Annotated in this window: 20 protein-coding genes and 1 riboswitch; of the genes, 13 read left to right on the top strand and 7 right to left on the bottom strand. The window is 36.1% G+C overall.

What is annotated here, in order from left to right; translation table 11 throughout:
• Positions 1 to 101 precede the first annotated feature (101 nt).
• The 3 genes from DK858_RS08020 to DK858_RS08010 all read right to left on the bottom strand — a co-directional run bounded on the left by DK858_RS08020 (position 102) and on the right by DK858_RS08010 (position 2,639).
• Positions 102 to 593, bottom strand: coding sequence for an N-acetyltransferase (locus tag DK858_RS08020; protein ID WP_109396952.1), 492 nt, complete (start codon positions 591 to 593; stop codon positions 102 to 104).
• Positions 594 to 834: 241 nt separating this feature from the next.
• Complete coding sequence (locus DK858_RS08015; RefSeq protein ID WP_109396951.1) at positions 835 to 1,584, bottom strand: YadA-like family protein; 750 nt, start codon at positions 1,582 to 1,584, stop codon at positions 835 to 837.
• A 227-nt stretch (positions 1,585 to 1,811) separates the two neighbouring features.
• The gene (locus DK858_RS08010; RefSeq protein ID WP_072063411.1) at positions 1,812 to 2,639 is read right to left on the bottom strand and encodes a MurR/RpiR family transcriptional regulator; all 828 of its coding nucleotides are present in this window, start codon (positions 2,637 to 2,639) and stop codon (positions 1,812 to 1,814) included.
• Between the two features lie 1,001 nt (positions 2,640 to 3,640).
• Here DK858_RS08010 and DK858_RS08000 point away from each other — a divergent pair.
• The 5 genes from DK858_RS08000 (at position 3,641) to tehB (ending at position 8,257) form a co-directional block, all read left to right on the top strand.
• Complete coding sequence (locus tag DK858_RS08000; RefSeq protein WP_109396949.1) at positions 3,641 to 4,195, top strand: cytochrome b; 555 nt, start codon at positions 3,641 to 3,643, stop codon at positions 4,193 to 4,195.
• A gap of 36 nt (positions 4,196 to 4,231) precedes the next feature.
• Positions 4,232 to 4,810, top strand: coding sequence for a YceI family protein (locus tag DK858_RS07995; RefSeq protein WP_109396948.1), 579 nt, complete (start codon positions 4,232 to 4,234; stop codon positions 4,808 to 4,810).
• Between the two features lie 233 nt (positions 4,811 to 5,043).
• On the top strand, positions 5,044 to 6,129 hold the full coding sequence (locus DK858_RS07990) for a linear amide C-N hydrolase (protein ID WP_109396947.1): 1,086 nt from the start codon (positions 5,044 to 5,046) through the stop codon (positions 6,127 to 6,129).
• Positions 6,130 to 6,208: 79 nt separating this feature from the next.
• Positions 6,209 to 7,324: an NAD-binding protein gene (locus DK858_RS07985; protein ID WP_228407234.1), complete on the top strand. Its 1,116-nt coding sequence runs from the start codon at positions 6,209 to 6,211 to the stop codon at positions 7,322 to 7,324.
• 78 nt (positions 7,325 to 7,402) lie between these two features.
• Positions 7,403 to 8,257, top strand: a complete 855-nt coding sequence (gene tehB, locus DK858_RS07980; RefSeq protein WP_109396945.1) for an SAM-dependent methyltransferase TehB — start codon at positions 7,403 to 7,405, stop codon at positions 8,255 to 8,257.
• Between the two features lie 67 nt (positions 8,258 to 8,324).
• On the opposite strand, the gene clcA is transcribed toward tehB, so the two are convergent.
• Positions 8,325 to 9,746: a H(+)/Cl(-) exchange transporter ClcA gene (gene clcA, locus DK858_RS07975; protein ID WP_109396944.1), complete on the bottom strand. Its 1,422-nt coding sequence runs from the start codon at positions 9,744 to 9,746 to the stop codon at positions 8,325 to 8,327.
• A 195-nt stretch (positions 9,747 to 9,941) separates the two neighbouring features.
• Here clcA and DK858_RS07970 point away from each other — a divergent pair, with 195 nt between their 5' ends.
• Positions 9,942 to 11,342, top strand: a complete 1,401-nt coding sequence (locus DK858_RS07970) for an alanine/glycine:cation symporter family protein (protein WP_109396943.1) — start codon at positions 9,942 to 9,944, stop codon at positions 11,340 to 11,342.
• A 187-nt stretch (positions 11,343 to 11,529) separates the two neighbouring features.
• Here the strand turns inward: DK858_RS07970 and DK858_RS07965 are convergent, their stop codons facing one another.
• Positions 11,530 to 13,011, bottom strand: coding sequence for an aldehyde dehydrogenase family protein (locus DK858_RS07965; protein ID WP_109396942.1), 1,482 nt, complete (start codon positions 13,009 to 13,011; stop codon positions 11,530 to 11,532).
• A gap of 493 nt (positions 13,012 to 13,504) precedes the next feature.
• On the opposite strand from DK858_RS07965, the gene hcp reads away from it, so the two are divergent.
• The 4 genes from hcp (at position 13,505) to mgtE (ending at position 18,365) form a co-directional block, all read left to right on the top strand.
• Positions 13,505 to 15,157 carry a hydroxylamine reductase gene (hcp, locus tag DK858_RS07960; protein ID WP_109396941.1) on the top strand — a complete coding sequence of 551 codons (1,653 nt, stop codon included), beginning with the start codon at positions 13,505 to 13,507 and terminating at the stop codon, positions 15,155 to 15,157.
• Between the two features lie 58 nt (positions 15,158 to 15,215).
• Positions 15,216 to 16,220: an NADH oxidoreductase gene (hcr, locus tag DK858_RS07955; protein ID WP_109396940.1), complete on the top strand. Its 1,005-nt coding sequence runs from the start codon at positions 15,216 to 15,218 to the stop codon at positions 16,218 to 16,220.
• A 272-nt stretch (positions 16,221 to 16,492) separates the two neighbouring features.
• A complete protein-coding gene (locus DK858_RS07950) occupies positions 16,493 to 16,828 on the top strand; it encodes a DUF6694 family lipoprotein (RefSeq protein ID WP_109396939.1) in 336 nt (111 codons plus the stop codon).
• A 216-nt stretch (positions 16,829 to 17,044) separates the two neighbouring features.
• Positions 17,045 to 17,216: riboswitch (M-box (ykoK) riboswitch) on the top strand.
• Positions 17,217 to 17,291: 75 nt separating this feature from the next.
• Positions 17,292 to 18,365 carry a magnesium transporter gene (gene mgtE / locus DK858_RS07945; protein ID WP_109396938.1) on the top strand — a complete coding sequence of 358 codons (1,074 nt, stop codon included), beginning with the start codon at positions 17,292 to 17,294 and terminating at the stop codon, positions 18,363 to 18,365.
• A 79-nt stretch (positions 18,366 to 18,444) separates the two neighbouring features.
• Here the strand turns inward: mgtE and DK858_RS07940 are convergent, their stop codons facing one another.
• A complete protein-coding gene (locus tag DK858_RS07940; protein ID WP_162556665.1) occupies positions 18,445 to 18,951 on the bottom strand; it encodes a SprT family zinc-dependent metalloprotease in 507 nt (168 codons plus the stop codon).
• Positions 18,952 to 19,056: 105 nt separating this feature from the next.
• Between DK858_RS07940 and DK858_RS07935 the strand changes: the two genes are divergently transcribed.
• Genes DK858_RS07935 through DK858_RS07925 form a run of 3 tightly spaced genes read left to right on the top strand, consistent with a single transcriptional unit; the run spans position 19,057 to position 20,233 of the window.
• A complete protein-coding gene (locus DK858_RS07935) occupies positions 19,057 to 19,380 on the top strand; it encodes an ArsR/SmtB family transcription factor (RefSeq protein ID WP_109396936.1) in 324 nt (107 codons plus the stop codon).
• Positions 19,381 to 19,383: 3 nt separating this feature from the next.
• Positions 19,384 to 19,818 (top strand): YeeE/YedE family protein, encoded by a 435-nt coding sequence (locus DK858_RS07930; protein WP_109396935.1) that lies wholly within the window; start codon positions 19,384 to 19,386, stop codon positions 19,816 to 19,818.
• 4 nt (positions 19,819 to 19,822) lie between these two features.
• Positions 19,823 to 20,233, top strand: a complete 411-nt coding sequence (locus DK858_RS07925) for a DUF6691 family protein (RefSeq protein WP_109396934.1) — start codon at positions 19,823 to 19,825, stop codon at positions 20,231 to 20,233.
• A gap of 85 nt (positions 20,234 to 20,318) precedes the next feature.
• Here the strand turns inward: DK858_RS07925 and bcsC are convergent, their stop codons facing one another.
• On the bottom strand, positions 20,319 to 23,645 hold the full coding sequence (bcsC, locus tag DK858_RS07920; RefSeq protein ID WP_109396933.1) for a cellulose synthase complex outer membrane protein BcsC: 3,327 nt from the start codon (positions 23,643 to 23,645) through the stop codon (positions 20,319 to 20,321).
• Positions 23,646 to 23,648 lie beyond the last annotated feature (3 nt).

The raw sequence follows: 23,648 nt of genomic DNA, 5'->3' as shown, positions 1-23,648 counted from the left end.
TTGTTTGTTTTGTGATGACGCTAGCAAAAATACCTGAAAGTTTCCATTTTTAGCCAGAAAGTTGGATAACAGAAGTGTAAATACTTTTCTTTCGTTTGTTTTCATTGTCCTTTGATGATCCACCAAGATATACCTTTAAACTTAAAGTTTTTAACGATCTCCATACCTAATTTTTGATGGGCTTTTAGTGACCGAATATTTTCGCTATTAACAAATGCGATGGGGTGTCCACCATGTAAAGAACAGATCTGTTGGTATAGATCTTTTAAGAGTGATTTTCCTCGGTGTGATTTATCAATACAAACAGGGCCGTAAAACCAATTATTTTGTGTTATTTCTGGAAAGTATTGGTTAATAGCCTGAGCAATTGGAGGGATCGAAAAAGAAGTAACCGGAAAGCTAAAGACAACAGCAACAACATTTTTTTGGTAAAGTGCAACAATGGCATTGGTGCTATTTTGATACATCGCTTCAACTTTGTTTAGAGGGTATTCACCATATAATCCACCTTGTTGAGATTCAGAATTTTTCTGTAATAAGAGTGCTACTGAACTAATATCTTTAGCAGTCATTTTTTGAAATATATAATTCATTTTTTATTCCTTTTAGCGCTAGCTTATAATCTTAGTATATAAAAAAGAATGTATATTACAAAAATTATTTTAGAAATACTAAAGTTAAATTTATTAGTTCTTCAAAGGATTTATTATTTATTATTTATTATTTATTATTTATTAATATTCTTTTTTATAAATAAGCAGTAATGTTACTTAATTTATTACTGCTTTTATTATAAAACTATTTTTTATAATTTTATTCTAGAAAATAAATTGTTTACCAACCATAAGCTAATCCCCCACCAATAATAATTTCTTTTTCACTATTAATGGATGAGTTTAATCGAAATGCAATATCATTATTGGGTTTATATTGCATACCTCCAGCAAATGCTGTGCCTGTTCGATAATTACTAATACCAATTCCGCCACTTAAAGTGTGATGAGTAAGATAAGGAATGCTAGTCATTGCAACAGATGAAGCAATACTGGCAAATACTTTTTTTTCTAATGCGATAATTTCTTTGTCTAAATTTGCAATTGAATCTGTGATTTCAGCCTGTCTTTTCTTATAATAATGATCAAAATCATTAACATAGGTTTTGATATTATTGATATCTGTACTGACACTTCTCTTTAGTTGATTGACGATATTATTTGTTGTTATTCTGCTTTTATCTACCATTTTTTTAGTCTGAATAAGATTGACGGCATCTGTGTTATTTTTACCTTCACTAATATTAACTAATCGAGATGTGTGTTTATTTTCAATATTTCCAAACGATACTGTATTTTCTTCAGTTGCTAATGAATTAGTACCAATAGCAACTGAGTGTGTATTTTTAGCTTGGCTATTTGTTCCTATTGCAATTGAGCCGTTACCAGATGCGTTACTGTTATCACCTAATGAAATATTAGAAATATTAACGACTATTGGATCTTCTTTATTTTCCTTTATTAAATGTGTGTTCGAATAGGAGAAGTTTGGAAATAAGAAAACAATTAAAAATAGTTTTTTAAATAACATTTAATTTAATCCTTTAATGATCTTAGGTGGTATAAATTAATGCTAAATGATTAATTTTTTCATCACAAACAAAAAAATCTGTATTTATTCCTAAAAATAGTTCCAAATAAAATACTAAGCTATTTAATATGTGTTTAATAGTTATTGTTCATTAATAGTACTTAACAAATATTTATTTTATAAAAAACTGCATCTTAATTAAGATACAGTTTAGGATAAAAAAGTTATTAATGTTTTTTTCTAAAAGCAAAAGCGACAGAGATTGCTTGTAGTAAACACATGGTTGACGTTTGAGAACGAAAGGTTTTTATTTGAGCTTCTTTAACAGTTAAACAAACATCGCTTAAACTCGCCAATGGGCTAATTGGACTATCAGTAACAATAATCTGTTTTGCTTCTTTGTAAGTTGCCATTTCACACATTTTTTGCATTTCATCTGAATACGGGTGGAAGTGAATACCAAAGAGTACATCACGATGCGTAATGTTTCTTAATTGCTCTTTGTACATTCCACCTAGACTGTTGACAAAAACAGTCTCACAAGAGATATGCGAGAGAGCATGAAAAAAATAACTTGCAGCACTAAATGAGTGATGAAAGCCACAAATATAAATTGTGTCAGCGTGTTCGAGCAATTGTAATGTCTTATTTAACATTTCTCTGTGAGTCTGATTTGCCAATTGTTGCAATGAATGGCTATTTGCTTGTGCAAATTCTTGCAAAATATAGGCAGGCTCATTCAGATTAGGAGGCTCCTCTTTATATTTTTGTTTATAAGTTAAATTTTCATTTTCATTTACCATTTCATTCATCAAGTGATTTTGAAATAACTGTTTCATTTCATTAAAGCCATTGAAATGAAATGCGTTGGCAAAACGAATTAATGTCGATGGAGGAACATTTGCTTTATCTGCAAGGATTGCAATTGTATCAAATGCCACACTGTTTTTATTATCAAGTAGATAATGTGCAACCTGCTGTAGCCTTTTACTTAATCCATTATAGCGGGAGCGAACTTGTTCCTGTAGTTCATTCAGATTTGTTGCAGTAGACATAGTGCCCTCAATAAAAATACTATTGTAATTGTAGTGTTTTTTGCATGGTATTTGAATGTTTTTAGCTAATAGTAATTAAAATGAAATATAGAGTTAATTCCAAATAAATGAATAACCTAAAGGTAATTATTTGATGTTTAAAACTCTATTTTATTTATTGTTTATTAATTTTATAATAACTCAATGAAATTAATCTTCTTTATTTTGGTTTAAATGAAATTATTATTTCATTTGACTAAGGTGATATTAATAATAATATTGCTTTTATTGTGGCGTTTTGTTTTATTTTACCTTACTTGTTTTATATTATTGTAAGTTTCACTTAAATTATTATTTTTATTTGCTAGAGCTATCTCTATTTGAAATGTGAAGTGTTTTAATATCTTTGTGCGCGATGATTGATATTTATAATACAACGCTTGTTTTATTTATTAATGATAGTAATTTATCTCTATCTTAATTAAAATTTATTTTTATTGGTTGAAATTTTCATATGCAAAACGATCACCCGTGGATTAATTTATTAATGCACTATTGTCATGATCATTACTCAGAAATGATGCCAGTTATATTTTTTGTTTGTATTGTTGGTATTATTTTTGGCGTTATACGTGAAATGCGCTGGTTATCCGTTTTTTTTACGATCCCTCTAATTATTATTGTATTTTGCTTAATAAGTTCTAATTTAGGATAAGTGAGGTGAACAATTGTTTTTATAGTTAGGCAAATGTTGTATTAATCTTATTTCAATTATTATTTTATCCCTATATTTATTATGTATATAAATACCCATCAATATAGCTATCTTATTTTGAAAAAAAATTTCAACTATGTCACTGATTAGATAATCAACAGAGTGACTAATAAGAGCTCATTACTTATTGATTATTATTGATAATGATAAGCAAATTATTTGTTGAACTATGGACTAACAATTTACTCTCAATATACTAGACTATACAACATTATTTTAATGAATTAGAAACTATTGGATTTTTATTATGCAATGGCGAAATAATGCGTCTCGCTATGGACACTTGTCACTCCTTTTACACTGGGGGATGGCGCTTGCTGTCTATGGTATGTTTGCTTTAGGGCTTTGGATGGTGACGTTAGGGTATTATGATAGTTGGTACCATTCCGCACCTGAAATACATAAGAGCATTGGTATTCTTTTATTTATTGTTTTGATAGTGCGAGTGATATGGCGTTGGATCTCTCCACCTCCAAAAGCTTTATCAAGTTACAGCAAACTGACACGTATTAGTGCTCATATTGTACATATGCTTTTATATTTAATCTTATTTTCTATTCTGATTAGCGGTTATTTAATTTCGACCGCTGATGGACAAGCTATATCTGTATTTGATTGGTTTTCTGTACCTGCCATTTTTACTGGGGAAGCTGAACAAGCAGATATAGCTGGTGATATTCATCTTTATTTAGCCTGGGCAGTGGTTTTATTATCGCTATTACATGCTGCTGGTGCTTTAAAACATCATTTTATTGATAAAGATGTTACGTTAAAACGCATGCTAGGAATGCGGACTAAATAATTATTAAACTTATAAAACTAAATTATGGAGATAACAATGTTTAAGAAAGCTTTATTAGGTTTAACAGCAGGTGTGTTGTTATTTAATGCAAGTACTGCTTTAGCAGCAGATTATGCTATTGATAAACAAGGCCAGCATGCATTTGTACAGTTTCGTATTCAACATTTAGGCTATAGCTGGTTATATGGCACTTTTAAAGATTTTGATGGTACATTTAGCTACGATAAAGAAGATCCATCAAAAGACAAAGTTGATGTCGTGATTAAAACCGGAAGTTTAGATACTAATCACGCAGAACGCGATAAGCACTTACGTAGTGCTGATTTCTTTAATACAAGTAAATATCCTGAAGCACGATTTGTTTCAACCAAAGTTACTCGTGATGGCGAAAACTATGTTGTTACAGGTGATTTAACATTAAATGGTGTGACGAAGCCTGTTTCATTAAATGCAAAATTAATTGGTGAAGGTACTGATCCTTGGAAAGGTTACCGTGCTGGTTTTGAAGCAACGGGGAAAGTGAATCTGAAAGAGTTTAATTTTAAATCAGACTTAGGACCAAAATCACAAGAAGCAGAGTTAATTATCTCTGTTGAAGGTGTAAAGAAGGCGTAATTAAATGCTTTTTGTAAGGTAATAAACCCTCTTATTGCCTAGACCATTTATAAACCGATACCTTAACGTATCGGTTTTTTTATGCACAATTATGATGAATGACCTTATACTTAAGTAATAATTTTTATTTTTTGATAGGACTAATATTTATTCTGAGGCTTTATCGATTTTTTAGTTAGTGTAAAGATAGGCCATGATAAAGAAACCATCTATTTATTTAACGGGAAAGAGTCATAATGAAAAAATTACGTCATACTTTTTTGGGTACTCTACTTGTATCTGGTCTTTTCACTGTAGGCATTACAGATGCTGATGCATGTACTCGACTTGTTTATTTAGGAGACAATAATCAAATTATTACGGCTCGCTCAATGGACTGGAAATATGACATAGGAACAAATTTATGGATATTTCCACAGGGAATGCAGCGTTCAGGAGAAGCCGGTGATAACTCGATAAAATGGACATCTAAATATGGAAGTGTAATTGCATCTGGCTATGATATTTCTACGACAGATGGTATGAATGAAAAAGGTTTAGTGGCTAATTTATTGTGGTTGGCGGAGTCCAATTATCCAGCATATACCAAAGAGAAACCGGCTATTTCAATTTCTGCATGGGCACAGTACGTGCTAGATAATTTTGCTTCGGTCGAAGAAGCCGTGAATGCATTAGAGAGCGAGCCTTTTATTGTATTGACGGATAAAGTTCCTGGGCAAGATAGAATGGCTACACTACATCTTTCGCTTTCAGATGCAACGGGAGATAGCGCTATTATTGAATATATAGATGGAAAGCAAGTTATTCATCACAGTAAAGAGTATCAAGTGATGACAAATTCCCCTATTTTTTCAGAACAGTTAGCGTTGAATAGTTATTGGCAACAAATTGGTGGAACCGTGATGTTACCGGGGACTAATCGTGCTTCAGATCGTTTTACCCGAGCTTCTTTTTATGTGAATTCCATTCCTAAAGCGCAATCGAGTAAAAAATCACTCGCTAGCGTATTTGGTGTGATCAGAAATGTATCTGTGCCTTATGGATTAAGTACGGCTGAATCACCTGAAATTTCATCCACACGCTGGAGAACGGTGGCTGACCACAAAAACCAATTATATTTTTTCGAATCAGCATTATCGCCGAATACCTTTTGGGTTAATTTAAAGGAAATTGATTTTTCAAAAGAGAGTGGGAAAGTAATGACATTAGCATTAGGTGAAGAGCAATCGATAATTTATTCAGCAGATGCTACGAGTCATTTTAAACCTGCAGAGCCTTTTAAGTTTCAAGGATTAGATAATATACCTTTAAATAACTAGCCGAGTATTCACAATATCTCATATGAAATTATCCGCAATATTAAATGTGATAGAGACATCTAAAGTGACAAGAAAAATGATGTCTTTATTACTTACCTTAAATGGTATTTTTATTATTTACTCCATTTTGCTCTCTCGTGGTATTTATCTGGATTGGGAAATCCATGGTTTTTCAGCGTGGCTAAAATCCTTAGGTGTATTAAAACTACTCGATATACCAAAGGTAATGTTAGGTTGTGCATTAATTTTGCTTTCAATATTTATGTATCTTGGTGCCAGAATTGCATGGTGTGTCTCTTTGATTTTATTAGCCACCATTGTTTTTCTAGATGTCGCTGTTTATCAGCAAATGGACTTTCAATCCTATTTTTCTTTTATTTTAGCGATTGGGTTGTTAATAAGCTGGCGTGCATTTCCACATCATAGTTTAACTAGTGCAGGCTTTGTTGCTTTTATTTGCACTCTTTCTTTACTGTTATTCTCAATGCTGGGAAGTCTTTATATTGGCGATGAATTTAAGCCACATATTACAACATTAATGGATGCATTCTATTTTTCTATTGTTTGTATGACGACACTAGGATTTGGCGATATTGTGCCAATTAGTACGAATGCACGTATTTTTACTCTCACCGTCGTTATCTTGGGAATAACTGTTTTTACTACTTCCATAGTGTATGTCATGGGGTTTCTTGCGCGTGGTACTCGCGATATTGTTAAGAAAAGGATCGCTAAAATGCATAATCATTTTATTATTATTGGTTCATCAGCATTGGCTTCTCAATTAGAAAAAGGGCTAAGAGAACAAGGGAAACCTGTGATTGCAATTTGTGCCGATAAAAGTAGAACCTCTTATGATGCACAAGCCAATATTATTGAAGGTGATCCTACTAATCTTAAAACATTGCTATCTGCTAATATTGCGAAAGCGAGTTGGGTTGTGACTTTATCTGAAAGTGATGCAGAAAATACCTTTATTTTATTGACTATCCAAGAATGTTCTAATGTTAATGCCAAATTAATCACTATTATTAATCAAGATGAAAATAGAGATAAAATCAGCCGGTTACGCCCAGATATGTTGTTTTCTTTAGCATCATTAGGTAAAGAAATTATGATGAAAGTTTTGTGTGGTGAATCTATTTCTTCCTCAGATGTGACTAATTTGCTGTTAAACAAATATTTAAAATCATGATCTTGATAAAACCTTCTTTACGAAAGATCGTGATTGCAATAAGATGTATTTAAAATACATCTTAAGTGAGGTTGAATGATGGAACTTGTCAATTATAAAACAATGCCAGAGTGGACTCGCACATCCATTCCTTTAGCGTTATTAGAACGTCACAATACAAAAGAAGGCACTTACGCCCAAATGAGGGTACTGCAAGGTAATATGACATTTGTTGTTTTTAATGATGATGGGTCTCAAATTTCAGTTGAGTGTGATACTAAAAATCAGCCACCTTTAATTCAACCTCAACAGTGGCATAAAATAGATAAAACAAGTGATGATATCCGTTGTCAGCTCTCTTTTTTATGTGCCCCAGAAGATAAGCTGTTTAAAGAAAATGACTTATCATTACCACATTCTGAAGTACGCTATATGGCAACGTTTACCCAGCCTTGTAAGGTGTTAGATTTAGGTGCCGGTCGTGGTCGAAACAGCTTCTATTTAGCGTCTCTGGGTTATGATGTGACAGCATTAGATATTAATCCTTCACATATTGATGCGATTGAAACAGTTAAAACCAAAACAGGATTGTCAGTAAAAAGTGGCTTATATGATATTAATGACGCTTCACTTACTGAGAAATACGATATTATTCTTTCAACCGTTGTATTGATGTTCTGCCAACGGGAACGAATTGAAAGTATTATTAAAAATATGCAGGAATGTACCAATTCTAATGGTATTAATGTGATTGTTTGCCCTGTTGAAACGCCGAATAGTGATCCAACTGAGATCCCATTTAAAACTTTTTTACGTCCAAATGAATTAGCTGATCATTATAAAGACTGGGAATTGATTAAATATAATGAAGATCCTGGGCATTTACATAAAACAGATGCAAATGGTAATCGTATCGCCTTAAATTTTGCTACTTTAATCGCACGTAAAAAATAGTTAAAAACTATCGTCTCTTCTAAATACCCCAAATAATTGGGGTATTTTTTATCTGACCTAGTGAGCTTTATTGTTGTGGTGATTTATCACTTTTAAGGTCAGAGACTTGGCCTGATTGCTCTTTTTCCTCAGATTTTTGCAATATCCGCTCTAATAAAACCGTATAGATAGGGCGACCACCCAATAGTTGCGCCAACATAGTTGCACCTAAACAGGTGATAATCATCGGCAGGATCAGCTGATAATTATCCGTCATTTCTAATACGAGGACGATCCCCGTTAGAGGCGCTCTTACCGTTGCGGCAAATAAAGCGCCCATTCCTGCGATAGCAAACGTACCAATTTGAATTTGATAATCAGGAAAAAGCAAGGTTGCAGTTAATCCGAATGCACTACCAAATAGTGTACCTAATGCTAGAGTGGGGGCGAATATGCCGCCAGGAGCACCAGAGGCAAAACTGATAATAGATGTGATGGTTCGTAAAATAAAGAAAAGTAATAACGCAATAAGGGAATATTGCCCCGTACTGAGTGCAGGAATAATACTAAATCCACCGCCTGTTATTTCAGGAATAATTAATGCTAATAAGCCACAAATCCCTCCGATGATGCCACCGGTTAAAACAAAGCGTGATGTTTTATCTTGATAGAAATGTTGAAATTGGGTTTGGACATAGAAAAGTAATTTACTGAAGAGTACGCCAATAATACCAAATAACATACCTAACACTAAATACAACCAGAGTGTATTTAGTGGTGCGGATGAAAATTTACCAATATGAATAACACCGCCTTCACCATTAAATAGGCGAAAAACAATGCAAGACATAATAACGCCAATAAAAACCGCTTTAATTGAAATAAGACTGTATTTAAACTGAGGCCGCATTTCCTCAATAATAAATAAAATACCAGCCAGAGGTGCATTAAAAGCTGCGGTTAATCCTGCTGCAGCTCCCGTAGCTAATAGTGTATGACTCGACTCTTTATCTTTTACTCGAGAAATATCATTTACTAGCTGACCGATATTGGCGCCTAATTGAACTGTTGGACCTTCTCGTCCTAGTACCATACCAGAACCTAAAGTTCCAATACTGGCAATAAATTTTATAGGTAATACTCGCCACCAACGAACAGGGCGAATATCTATCATGGCACCTTCAATTTCAGGTATTCCTGATCCCCCTGATTCAGGCGAGAATTTCTTAACTAAATAATATCCCAACATTGCCAAAACAGAGGAAAAAAGAAAGGTACAGATTGCTAGAATATAAGGATTAGTCAAGGTTTTAATAAATTCTTCTTGTCGAAAATGAATCACCCAACTAACGCTTTTTTCAAATAAAACACCCACTAATCCAGCTAGAGAGCCGACTACAGCGGATAATAGTAGGATCTTGAGTGGAGCAAGATTAGTTTCTTGCGTTTTTCTGAACAGATTAAAACGTCGTTCATTTTGGGCACTTTGTGCTGATTTATGATTATGCATAACTTTGATTGAAGTATTGTAACGATGAACCTAATGATAGCGTAATTTAATAATGAAGTGATATTTCTCACATAACTAAGCCAATTTTAGAATTAGTCGTTTTTTTTTCTAGCATATTTTCTCTTTTTCATCTTTAGTGTATTTGATAACAAAAAATACATATTTAGATAACATTTGGACGAGAAAGGGTAAATTATGGATTTCATCACAAATATATTAAGCGCTATAAATGGCGTGGTATGGGGAGTTCCGATGCTTGTCGGTATTCTCGGTATCGGCCTTTTTATGCAGCTTCGACTTGGCTTTTTACCGATTAGAAAATTGGGTACAGGGTTTAAGCTTTTATTTGAAAAAAATGATAAAAGAGGTGAAGGACAAATATCGCCATTTAATGCATTGATGACTGCATTATCTGCCACTATCGGAACCGGTAATATTGCTGGTGTTGCAACGGCTGTTGTCTTGGGGGGGCCAGGTGCATTGTTCTGGATGTGGATGACCGCATTAGTGGGAATGGCAACCAAATATTCAGAAGCCGTGCTTGCTGTACGTTTCCGTGAAGTTGATAAATATGGAAACTATGTTGGTGGGCCAATGTATTATATCAAAAATGGCTTAGGCAAAAATTGGGTTTGGCTAGGCACTGTTTTTGCTGTTTTTGGTAGTTTTGCGGGGTTTGGTATAGGTAATACAGTACAAGCAAACTCTGTGGCTGATGTGCTGGAAAGTAACTTTGGTATTTCGACGACCATCACCGCTATTGTGCTCGTTGTTTTGGTGGGTGCCGTACTTATTGGAGGCATTAAGCGTATTGCTGATGTTGCTGGTAAATTAGTCCCTATTATGACCGTTGGCTATTTTGGTGCGGGTATTGTTGTTTTAGCAATGAATGTAACAGCGATACCTGATGCTATTGTCCTTATTGTTAAATCTGCGTTTACACCTGTTGCTGCTCAAGGTGGTTTTGCTGGTGCAGCTGTTTGGGCTGCGATCCGTTTTGGTGTCGCGCGTGGTGTTTTCTCAAATGAAGCGGGATTGGGTAGTGCGCCTATAGCCCATGCGACAGCAAAAACACAAAACCCTGTTCGCCAAGGTTTGATTGCGATGTTGGGGACATTTATTGATACCATCATCGTCTGCTCTGTTACAGGATTAACTATTGTTATTACAGGACAATGGCTAACAGGACAAAGTGGAGCAACATTAACCGCTGCATCATTCTCTATCGCTATTCCTGGAGGCAACTATATTGTGGCAATTGCATTGGCTATTTTTGCATTTACCACGATTTTAGGCTGGAGTTTTTACGGTGAAAAATGTGTGCAATATCTTTTTGGACCCAAAGCGATTACACCATTTCGGATTGCATGGTTAATTGCGTTACCAGTTGGTGCCACACAATCGTTAGAGTTTGTGTGGCTGTTAGCCGATACTCTCAATGCAATGATGGCTATTCCTAACTTAATCGCATTAGCTTTATTAAGCCCTGTTGTTTATCGCTTAACAAGAGATCATATAAAAGATGTTAACGCTGATAATATTGAATTGGATAAAGAAATTCACTCAGTGAGTAAAAAAGAAGCCGAAGCAGAGTAACTGGTTCTTACTTATTGGATAACAATATAATATAAAACCGCATGCTTTATAGTGATAAGTATGCGGTTTTTTTATGGCAATAACTTGAGGTGTGAGAAATTACAGACAATAAAAAGCCTTCTGGGGAGAAGGCGAAGAGATGAGTATAGATATTATATTTATAAGAATTTAGAAAAGAGAGAAAATGTTATTCTTTCATACTGATGAAGATATTTTTCACTTGGCTATAAGCATCTAACATCATTTTATGTGTTTCACGCCCTAAACCTGACTTCTTGTAACCCCCAAATGGTGCATGTGCAGGGAGTTCGTGATAAGTATTAACCCACATACGACCGGTTCTTACTGCTTTTGCAACACGTAAGGCTCGGTTAATATCTTGAGTCCAAACACCACCACCAAGGCCATATTCAGAGTCATTTGCCATTTCGATCACTTCATCTTCATTATCGAATGGAATAACACACAATACAGGTCCAAAAATTTCTTCTCGGGCTACACGCATTTGGTTTGTTGCGTTGATGATGATAGTAGGACGAACAAAGAATCCGTCATCATAACCTTCACCAGTAATACGCTCACCACCGGTTAAAACAGTTGCGCCTTCTTTTTTCGCGAGTTCAACGTAGCCTAGGATGGTATCCATTTGATCTTGACTAACTTGTGTACCCATTTGCGTATTTGGATCAAGTGGGTCACCGACACGAATACTCTCAAATTCAGTTTTTAATGCTTTCAAAAATTCATCATGAATATCTTTATGTAAGAACAAACGTGAACCTGATTCACAAGCTTGTCCTTGGTTCATCAATATTGCTAATGCTGAATATTTGACTGCTTTTTTCATGTTTGCATCAGGGAACACGATATTGGCTGATTTGCCGCCTAATTCCAATGTTGCAGGAACCATTTTTTTCGCAGCAGCTTCGGCTACGGTATAACCGACATTGGTAGAACCTGTAAACGCAAGTTTATCAATATCTTCGTGTTCTAAAATAGCTTGTCCGACAACAGATCCGCGCCCCGTAACAATATTAACCACACCAGCTGGTAATATTTCATTTAAAATACGACCTAGCTCTAATAATGAAAGGGAAGTCAAGGTTGCTGGATTAATAACCACAGTATCACCAGCTGCAATCGCAGGAGCCAATTTCCATGCTGCCATTAACAAAGGGAAGTTCCATGGAATAATTTGACCAACAACACCAATAGGTTCGCGAATAACAAGGCTAATGGTATTTTCGTCTAGGACGGCACTTTCATCGGTATGAGAGCGTATCACGCCTGCAAAATATCGAAAATGGTCAATAGAGGCGGGTAAATCTATGTTTTTCGACTCATTGAGTGGTTTTCCGTTATCGAGCGATTCAATCCAAGCGAAGCGTTCTTGTTCTTGTTCTAAGCGATCTGCAATTTTTAATAAAAGGGTTTGGCGCTCAGCAGGTGACGTTTTACTCCATGTTTTGAATGCATTACGTGCAGCACTCACTGCGCGTTCAACATCTTCAGCACTACCAGATTGGTATTCACTTAATAATTCACCAGTAGCTGGGCTATAGGTTTTCGTTGTTTTTTGAGATGTGCTAGATACCCATTCTCCTCCAATTAGCATTTTGTAGCTTTCTAGAGGGCGAAATTCTGATGGAACATTATTTAATTTAATCATTTTTAATCTCCAATGTAGGGGTGAGTATCATTCGGATTTATAGTTTCATTTCGTAATACTCTTGCTAATAACATATATCAATTGAAGTAATTTGATTAGCTATTGGTGCAATAGGTGATATTAACTATAAAAAATAGTAATGAGTATTACTGATTTAATAGAAATGAATAAACTTAATCGCTTCATCTCTCACTCTTTATATGATTAAACAAAAAACACGCATTAATTACCCTTAAATATTTTTTCTGATTTAGTCATCATCAGCGTAATGAAATAACGTTTTCTTTTTTAGAAAATTTTTGAGGCTTAAAGCAAAATCAAAGGATAAAAAAGGAGATATGAAAAGATTGGCTAGGAAATTGCGTTAGATCAAATAACATTTAAATTGTTCAATATTGCACTTTCTCTCTTATATAAATAGCGTATTCTTATGTTGCATATAGAATGCAACTTATAAAAATAAAGCGTTATCTCTTATTAGAAGGAATACGATATGTATTGTGTGCAATGTGAACAAACAATGAAAACACCTGTAGGTAATGGCTGTGCCTATGCGCAAGGTATGTGTGGTAAAACAGCAGAAACTTCTGATCTTCAAGATTTACTCGTTGCAGTATTAGAAGGGCTTTCAGCGTGGGCTCTAGCAGCGCGTAGCGTTGGTATTATTGATCATGATGTAGATAGCTTTGCTCCTCGTGCTTTTTTCTCTACGTTAACTAATGTCAATTTTGATTCTGAGCGTATTGTTGGCTATGCGAAAGAAGCTATCTATTTCCGTGAAAGTTTGAAATCTCGTACTTTAGCGAAAAATGCAGCAATTCAAGTCACTAATCCAAGAGCTGAAATCCAATTAGCGGGTAACGATTTAGACAGCTTACAAAAACAAGCTCAACTTTTTGCTTTAAATGCAGATAAAGCACAAATTGGTGACGATCTTCATGGATTACGTATGCTGTGCCTGTATGGCTTAAAAGGGGCTGCTGCATATATGGAGCACGCGCATGTTTTAGGTCAGTATGACAATGAAATTTATGCAGAATATCACCGTTATATGGCGTGGTTAGGGACGGATCCTTCTGATATGAATGAGTTGCTAGAAAATGCGATGGGTATTGGTCAAATGAATTTCCGCATTATGGCTATTCTTGATAAAGGTGAAACTCAAGCTTACGGCAATCCTATACCAGTGAGTGTTAACGTGCGTCCTGTTGCAGGTAAAGCTATTTTAATTTCAGGTCATGACCTGAAAGATCTGCAAATGTTACTTGAGCAAACAGAAGGCAAAGGGATCAACGTTTATACTCATGGCGAAATGTTACCGGCTCATGGTTATCCAGAACTGAAAAAATACAAACATTTAGTGGGTAATTATGGAAGTGGTTGGCAGAATCAGCAAATTGAGTTTGCAAAATTTCCTGGCCCTGTATTAATGACTTCAAACTGTATTATTGATCCGAATGTAGGCAATTATGGTGATCGTATTTGGACGCGTAGTATTGTTGGTTGGCCGGGTGTAAAACATATTACGGGTGATGATTTCTCTGAAATGATTGAACAAGCACAATCATTAGAAGGTTTCCCATACAACGAAATTGAGCATTTAATTACCGTTGGTTTCGGTCGTGAAACACTACTAAATGCTGCTGATACTGTGATTGATTTAGTTTCACAAAAAAAATTGCGTCATGTTTTCTTAGTGGGAGGTTGTGATGGTAGCCGTGGTGAACGTAGTTACTACACCGACCTTGCAAGAGAAATTCCACAAGACTGTTTAATTATGACCTTAGCGTGTGGAAAATACCGTTTCAATAAACTGGATTTCGGTACTTTAGAAGGCTTACCACGCTTACTTGATGTGGGTCAGTGTAACGATGCTTATTCAGCGATTATGCTAGCGGTTAACCTTGCTGAGAAATTAGGTTGTGGGGTTAATGACTTACCATTGTCTTTAATTCTCTCTTGGTTCGAGCAAAAAGCGATTGTTATCTTATTGACTCTGCTTTCATTAGGCGTGAAAAACATTTATACCGGCCCAACAGCACCAGCGTTCTTAACTGATAATTTGCTGGCGGTGCTAAATGAGAAATTTGGTATGCGCTCTATTACTACACCAGAACAAGATCTTAAAGATATTCTTTCTGCTTAATGTTTTAAATTCATTATCATTACCGAAGCCTAAGGGCTTCGGTGAGGGTTCAATATCCATGACGATGCCTACTTCTCTTTGTCCTAATCGTATGCAAGTCCACTCTATTAATCAGGAAACACCTGAAGTGTGGACATTAAACTTAATTAATCATGACTTTTATTCTTATAAACCGGGTCAATTTGCACTGGTTAGTATCAATAATAGTGATGAAATAATGCGTGCTTATACTATTTCATCTTCTCCAGGATTAAGCCCATTTATTACTTTAACCGTTCGCCGTTTAGAAAATGGTGTCGGTTCAAATTGGTTAACTTCACAAGTAAAACCGGGTGATTATCTGTGGTTATCTGATGCTCAGGGGGAATTTACTTGCGCGGGTAAAGAGGGCGAGCGCTATTTAATGTTAGCAGCTGGATGTGGTGTGACACCTGTTATGTCGATGACTCGCTGGTTGTTAAATAATCAATCTAAAGCAGATATTACGGTTATTTTTAATATTCGTGAGAAAAGCCAGTTTATTTTTGAGAAAGAGTGGATTGAATTAGCAAATGCATATCCATACAACCTTAATTTTATCATGATGCCTAAGTTACCTGATAATAAAGGGATATTTAGTGGACGTATTTCTCAAGAAAAATTAGCAGCATTAGTACCTGATATTGCGAGTCGTACAGTTATGTGCTGTGGTCCAAATAGTTATATGGAAGACACTAGACGTTTTGCAAGAAATCTTGGGGTACCTGCTGAGAATATCTTTATGGAACGTTTTGGCGATGAGCCTGTTTGTGTCGATGAAAACGAACAATTAACCATGACTATTCGCCATCCATTATCAAAAATTAAAGTTCCTGTTGGGGTGACTTTATTATCAGCTATGGAAGAAAATAAAGTTCCTGTCTTTGCTGCTTGTCGTTCAGGGGTTTGCGGTAGTTGTAAAACTCGTATTGTGAGTGGTGATTATGATGTTAGCAGTACCAGTACATTAACAGCTGAAGAGATAGCTCAAGGTTATGTCTTAGCATGTAGCTGTCGTTTAAAAGGCGATGTTGAGCTCGCTTAACCTCTTTTTTCTATTAAGTATTTCCTGCTAATTTCCTGTTTTTTTACCCTGTTAATTTATTAACAGGGTTTTTTATGTCTATTCTTCCCATTAAAAAAACGAATAATCTGGAAAATACTTCTCTTTATTTTAAATTAAAGACGGTTTTTATTTATTCAGAATAATAAAAATATTGGCAACGATGACTAATTAAAAATATATTTTAGTTAGTGGGAGTTTCCTTATAAACATTCTGCTATTATTTAAACTATTGATTGGGTAAGGGGGGATATATGAAAAAATTGTTAGTTATTTGTTTATTTAGTGTCATGTTATCTGGTTGTGAAAAACCTCAACAAACCCTTGATGGCTCTAATGTAGAGTCGCTACGTATCTCAATTGTTGAAATGCGCAATTCACTTCCCCTTGATGAACAAGCGCGTTTTGATGAAGCAATAGAGTTAGCTATCCTTAATGATATTAATTTTAATGATTTAGTGAGCGCGGGGCGTCATAAAAATTCGGATATTATTACTCGTAAAATGTGCCAATCATTAGATGGTAAAACGGTAAAAGAGATATTTTTGCAAGCAGAAGAAATAAGAGGTCAAAAATTAGCATTTAAATAATCAATTAATATACAGATTATCTTTTACTATACGATTTTAGCTTTTGTAGGAAAGCATCATCTCTTTTTTATATATTAGTTTTGAATGAAATTATATTATTTAATTTGTGTGATAAATATTGCGAGCTATTTTTCAATAGAACTTAAACAAAATCGTTATCGTGCTTTTCATTATATTGTGAGTGGTTATAATGCGCGCCGCATTCGCAAGAAAAGTGCAGTATCTCGTTAGGCGAGGCTCCTATACAAACATAGGTTACTGATCTGACGACGTCGAGAGACGCCCAAGATTAGGACAGGATATATCGACCGAAGGTATATCCCCATGTAACTTCCTGTATTCATCGGATACGTTGTATAGTGCTAAAACCGAGACGTGTAGATAGCTTTTGCATTCTCGCTTCTGGTTTCGCCCCTATGGAGAACTGATTTGCTAAACACAAACAGTAATAGGGAACCACAAAATGAAATTCAATACTCAAAACAAAATGGATGCTGTATTAGTTGCAGATGCATCCTTAAACACACCACAAAACAACTCAACGCAAGACCAATACAATCGTTTAAAAGATGATGCAACTGTTAGTGCTTATATGAGTCAATCTTATATTGCGGTTTCTATCGCTGATTCTATTGAATATGTAAAAGCTCAATTGGTTAATGATTTAAAAGATGAATTAATTCCAACCTATTTATATGTTGTGGATAAAGATAATTATCTAAATGGGATTTTGCCCGTTAAATCATTATTAACCGCTGCTAATGAGCTGTTTGTGTCAGATGTGATGCGTCAAACTTTTTTCTCTGTCTCACCAGAACAGAATCGACATGATGTGTATCAACTGATTAGCCATAGCGGTTTAGACAGTGTACCCGTGATGCATTTTGGAAAATTAGTCGGTGTTTTACGTCCTCAAGATATTGCTGAATTAATTGAAGATGAGAATACACTTGATGCACAAATGCAAGGGGCAACTTCACCTTTAGAGCAACCCTATTTAGAAACCAGCCCAGTAACATTATGGCGCAAGCGTGTTGTGTGGTTGTTGATGCTGTTTGTGGCAGAAGCGTATACCAGTACCGTATTGCATGCCTTTGAAGATAGGCTAGAAGCTGCAATTTCATTAGCCTTCTTTATTCCATTGTTGATTGGTACAGGCGGAAATAGTGGAACACAGATCACTTCAACATTAGTACGTGCGATGGCATTAGGGGAAGTCAGTCTGCGTAATATTTGGTCTGTATTAAGAAAAGAGATAACCACATCCATAATGGTTGCACTGACTATGGGTATTGCCGGTTTTGTGCGTGCTTGGTTTTTAGGTGTGGGTATGGAAGTGATGATTGTTGTGGGCTTAACGCTTATTTCAATTACAGTTTGGAGTGCGATTGTTTCGTCTGTTATTCCAATGGTATTAAAACGTTTAGGTATTGATCCTGCGGTTGTTTCAGCTCCGTTTATCGCGACGTTAATTGATGGTACTGGTCTTATTATTTACTTTGAAATCGCATCTCATGTGATGAGTGAGTTTGCTTAAGACAATCTCATATATTTATTCTTAAGATAAAGCCGATGCGAGTAAACCTACGTATCGGCTTTATTTTTATCTATTTGTTTTAATTTTCTATAAATTTCAATATCGCCTGACAATGCCGGCAACGGTATTGTGTTTCTCCGCGTAATACTTTGTTATGACGACGAATAGTGAGCTGATGTTTCTCTTCACATTGGCAAGCATAAGGATACGTTTTAGCTTTAACCGTGCTGATATCAAAATGATGGGTTCGTTTAGCTGAAACTTGTAAGACTGTTTCCATCATCCATTTCCACTCTTTTCCATGAGGGGCTACACGACCAAAATGGCGATTAACTAATAAATGCGCTAATTCATGAGGAATAACTTCTTCAATAAAATTCTTTTTATTTTCAATCAATAATGTAGGATTAATACGGATTTCCCAATTTGCATAATAGGCACTGCCTGCAATCGTTCCTCTCTGATTATAATGTAGACTAGGTTCTGGGTAATTTGTATTTAGATAAAGATTAGCCTGCTGCAATTTTTCACGCAGTGTTTGCATAACGCTTTGCACTAAGGCTATGGGGACTCTTACCGTTTTCATGTTACAGAGCATATAGTGCCTTATACAAACACGCAATAAAAAGAAAACTTGCACAATATATAAATTAACATATTATTAAAAAGTATATTGATTATGGAGTTTACCATGACACAACGAGTTCAACCTGATTTATTAGATGCAATGAAATTGGCGGCTCATGAAGCGTCCAGTATGCTTAAGACGCTAGGAAATGGCGATCGCCTTTTATTATTGTGTCAACTAAGTCAGGGCGAAAAAAGTGTGAGTGAATTAGAAGAGAGTTTAGGTATTCGTCAACCTACTCTTTCTCAACAACTAACCGTTTTGCGTAATGAAGGGTTAGTGAATACTCGTCGTGATGGAAAACGTATCTTTTATTCTATTGCTGATGAAAAAGTTCTCGTGCTACTCAATACGCTTTATCAGCTTTATTGCCCTATAGCAGGTTAATTTATGAATATAGATTGGGTTCACTTTACGCCTTTAAGTGCGGCAATTGGTGGACTTATGATAGGTGCCGCGGCCGCCATTTTACTGTTATTTAATGGCCGTATTGCAGGAATAAGCGGTATTTTAGGGGGTGTTTTATCAAAGAAACAGCAGGGAAATGGTTGGCGTTGGGCTTTTTTACTTGGCATGTTAATCGCCCCCACACTGTTTTATTTTTTTGATAAACCTTTATCACCTGTGATTGAAGCCTCACCTTGGATGTTAATTATTGCTGGAGTACTAGTGGGTGCCGGCACACGTTTAGGCAATGGTTGCACTAGCGGGCATGGTATTTGTGGATTAGCGAGATTATCGCGTCGCTCGATGGTAGCCGTTTTAGTCTTTATGGTGACTGCATTTATTACTGTTTATATTCAGCGCCATGTGATAGGAGGCTAAGAGAATGACTAAGTTTGTTGCTTTTCTTTGTGGTCTTCTATTCAGTGCAGGATTGATTGTTGGTGGAATGAGCAATCCACAAAAAATTCTAGGTTTTCTGGATATTACCGGAAACTGGGATCCCTCTTTATTGATAATTATGGGAGCAGGGCTGACTGTCAGTGTGATAGGTTACCAATTAACGCACCGTAGGCAGCAAAGTGTATTAGCATGTCCTTTAAATATCCCGACCAATAAAGTGATTGATAAACCCTTAGTGCTAGGTAGTGTATTATTCGGTCTTGGCTGGGGATTAGCTGGAATTTGTCCTGGTCCGGGTTTGGTATTAGCAGGTGCGGGGTTTTATCAAGGCATTTTATTTGTCCTTGCCATGATTGTCGGTTGGTTGCTTGTTGGATTTTTTCGTAAAGCGTAATAATGGCAACTTGTTATCACTATTTCAGCGAAAATGTTAAACGGGAAGCTAGTGCTTCCCGTTTGTGTATTTAATGCATTGAATATTATTTAAAATCAGCATAAGGAATAAGAGGATTTGGTGGTAAATCTAAATCACCATTCCAGCCATCAAATGAATAACGTAAGTACATTAATGCATGGCTTGGGGTATAGTTTTTTGCTTGTTGAATATCGATAGCTGCACCAATAAACCAATGTGGTGTTATGCGATGTTCAACTAATGCTCTTGCGGTATAACCAAAACCATTGCTGGAACCTCCTTCATCAATAGCATCATGCTCTTGATAATAAAGCCTCATCATATCTTCTCGATCTTCAGGGCTAAGTCCATTCATATAGCGATTAAATTTATCGGGAGAAATGAGATATTGTAAAGGATAGCGTTTTCTGTCATCTGTTTGAGAGTAAGACCAAGACACGGAACCTGATAATTCCCAAGACCAATTTTCAGTACGTTCACGATAATTAATGGGGAGCCCTAAAGAGACATATTTTTGAGGACTATAATAACCACCTTGACCTAAAGTGTATCCACTTAAGTCCTTATCATAATGCCAAAGCATAGTATTTAATCCGATAGATACGCGACGGTTATTTTCATTGATAAGTTTATAATAATAGCCTCCCATACCTCGAACACTGCTATTATCTTCCACATTCTTACCCGTCAATTTATCAATAGAAATTTCGCCCCAATAACCGTCTTTTCCACCTAAGTCATAGCTTCCGCTTAAACGAACGCCAGTTCTTCTAACACCGCCCCATATTTGATTTGTCCAAATATCTCGTTGACCACCAAAAGCCAGCAAAGAGCTATTAACCGGGCGGCGGTGAGCATCAAGTGTCCAGCCCACATTAAAAAGATCATGGCTATAGGCGATTTTACCAACCCAATCAGTTACTTCAAAACCCAGTGGAGTTGTACCAAGATCCCATTGCCATTGACCATTTTCCCAGCCAATTGCAGGGCTAACACCAAAGGATTTTTGTTCTAGCGGAAAACATCCTGTGCGATAACAAGTCCCAAATTTAGCATCATAAGGTGATGTACCCAGCTTGCCACTATTAAGATTAACTAAGTCTGCTCGCCAGAAGAAACGGCCATTATAAACAGGGTGATCGAGTTGTAACATCGTCGTGTGGGCGCGTAGTTTGGAATAGCCTTCGCTACCATTAGAACCCCAATAATCATGTTCAAGAGTAAAACGCCACTCTTGTTGACGATAGAGAGAGTGAGCATCAGCTCGTAGACTTCGAGATAGCCAATTGTCGTTCTCGTTATTGCGCATTAATCTGGTGTATTCAATATTATCTTTTGGCAACCTATCTGCTATTCCATCCTTGAGCATAGCGTGTTGGTAATAATAGTGTGCTTGTTGACGATGTTGTTCATCACGATGAAAACGAGCAATATCGCGTAATATTAAAGGATCAGCACTGTCTGGCTCTGTTTCAATTTGTTGTGTCAAATAAGCAAAATAGTGTTGTGCTTTTTCTGTATTGCCGACCTCTTTTTCCGCATTGGCGACGCGTCTAATAGCGTTGTTATTAAACTGGCTAGGTGAAAGTGTTGCTATTTTTGCAAGATAATATTTTGCCTGTGCTTTTTGTCCTTGTGCTAAGGCAATTTCTGTTGCACCTAGTAATGCCGTTTCATTATTAGATTCCAGATTTAGAGCGGTATGATAATAACTGAGGGCTTGTTCAAGGTTATTTCGCTCCTGCGCCCAGTTTGCTAATAGCAAATAAATCTGCATTTTTTGTTCTGGTGGAATATGGGAAAAAAGATAATCAACAGCGTGTTGCTCTTGTCCTTTGGCGCGTAGAGACTCTGCATGCGCGACTATTTCACCAAAACGTAATCGACTATCTAACGCTTTCATGCTTTCACTGCGTTGAGATAAAGGGATCGTTTTTAATGTATCAAGAGCTTGAGTTTCTCGTTCTGTTTTATTGAGATATAGCGCGTAGGCATAAAGACGAGATGGATCATTAGGGAGCCGACGATTAAGTTGATTAAAATACGCTTCAGCCACAGAGCCTTGTTGGGTGATTAGTAAATCATCCGTAAGGTGATAAATATTCCAAACATCATCAGGATAATCTTTAGCAATCGCTTTACGTTTTTCAATAGCACTAAGATATCGCTCTTTATGTTCATCATCTGCAGCTAAATCTTGTCTTATACCTGAGATAATATAGCCATAATCTTCAGCCAAATTTTTATATTGTCTTGGCGTTAAACCATCAATAAACTGTTGCGCTTTATCATGTGACTGTTGTCGATAAAGTTTTGCGAGACTATGTAATGTCGCAGAGTGGTTGGAGTGATATTTTAAGGCCTGCAAATAATAGCTTTCAGCAAGCGCTAATTGATGCTGTGCAACTGCAATATTACCTAAACCAATATAAGGCTCGCTTTCATAAGGGGCTAACTTATTGAGTTGGCGAAAATAATGTTCAGCTAATGGGTAATCTTGTTTTAATAGTGCTTCATCGCCTTTTGAAAGGAGATGCCAATATTGGTTTGCTTGCAACATGGCTTGCCATTGACCACTATTATCATGACTGGGTGATAATTTTAGTGCTTGAGACAGATAGAAAATAGCAGCACCACGTTGATTTTCACGAGAATAACGTACACCCAAAGCCCCTACAACATCAGCATTATCAGGTTGTTGTCGTACTTTTTGTTTTAAGGTTGCAATAGGTAATGAAGCAACATCTGTTTTAGGTTTTGCCGTGGAAACCGTACTGACTGTGCTTGTTGTCACTGCTGATTTTATTGTGGATTGTTGCTGGTAGAGACTTGCTATTTTCTCATTCTGAGGATATTGGTGATAAATATGATTAAGTCTATCTATCTTATCATCATGAGAAGAGTGCATCAGTACTTGGATATATTCTAATGCTAAAGTCTCATCTGGGGGTACTCCGCGATAAATTTCATCGTATAAATTTAACGCCTCATCATAGCGCCCAGCTGTACGATAAAGTTGAGCTCGCTGTAATTTTTGCCGATTAACATCTGTTGTCAGTGATAAGGTTTTTATTGCACGCTGATATTGCTCTGATTGTGGAAATTGAGCGCCTAACTGGCTAAATAATTGTTGTGCTTTTGTATTGTCTTTCTGTTTTGTGGCAAGCTGAATTTGCATTAATAAAATATTAGGATCATTAGGTTTAATTAACGCTAAACGATGTAATGATTGAGCCACTAAAGCTTTATTTCCCGTTGATGTTCCTAATCTTATTTGCTCTTGTAAAAAAGCTTCCGCAGTCTCTTCACTGGCTTGCGTGACAGGCAGAAAGCCTGTCAGCAAGAAGAGAGCAATAACAGAGTGGCGATGTGTGTGACCAAATTGCCACATAGC

The sequence above is a fragment of the Proteus faecis genome (assembly GCF_003144395.1).
Lineage (GTDB): Bacteria > Pseudomonadota > Gammaproteobacteria > Enterobacterales > Enterobacteriaceae > Proteus > Proteus faecis.
This window is presented reverse-complemented; position numbering and strand designations above follow the sequence as displayed.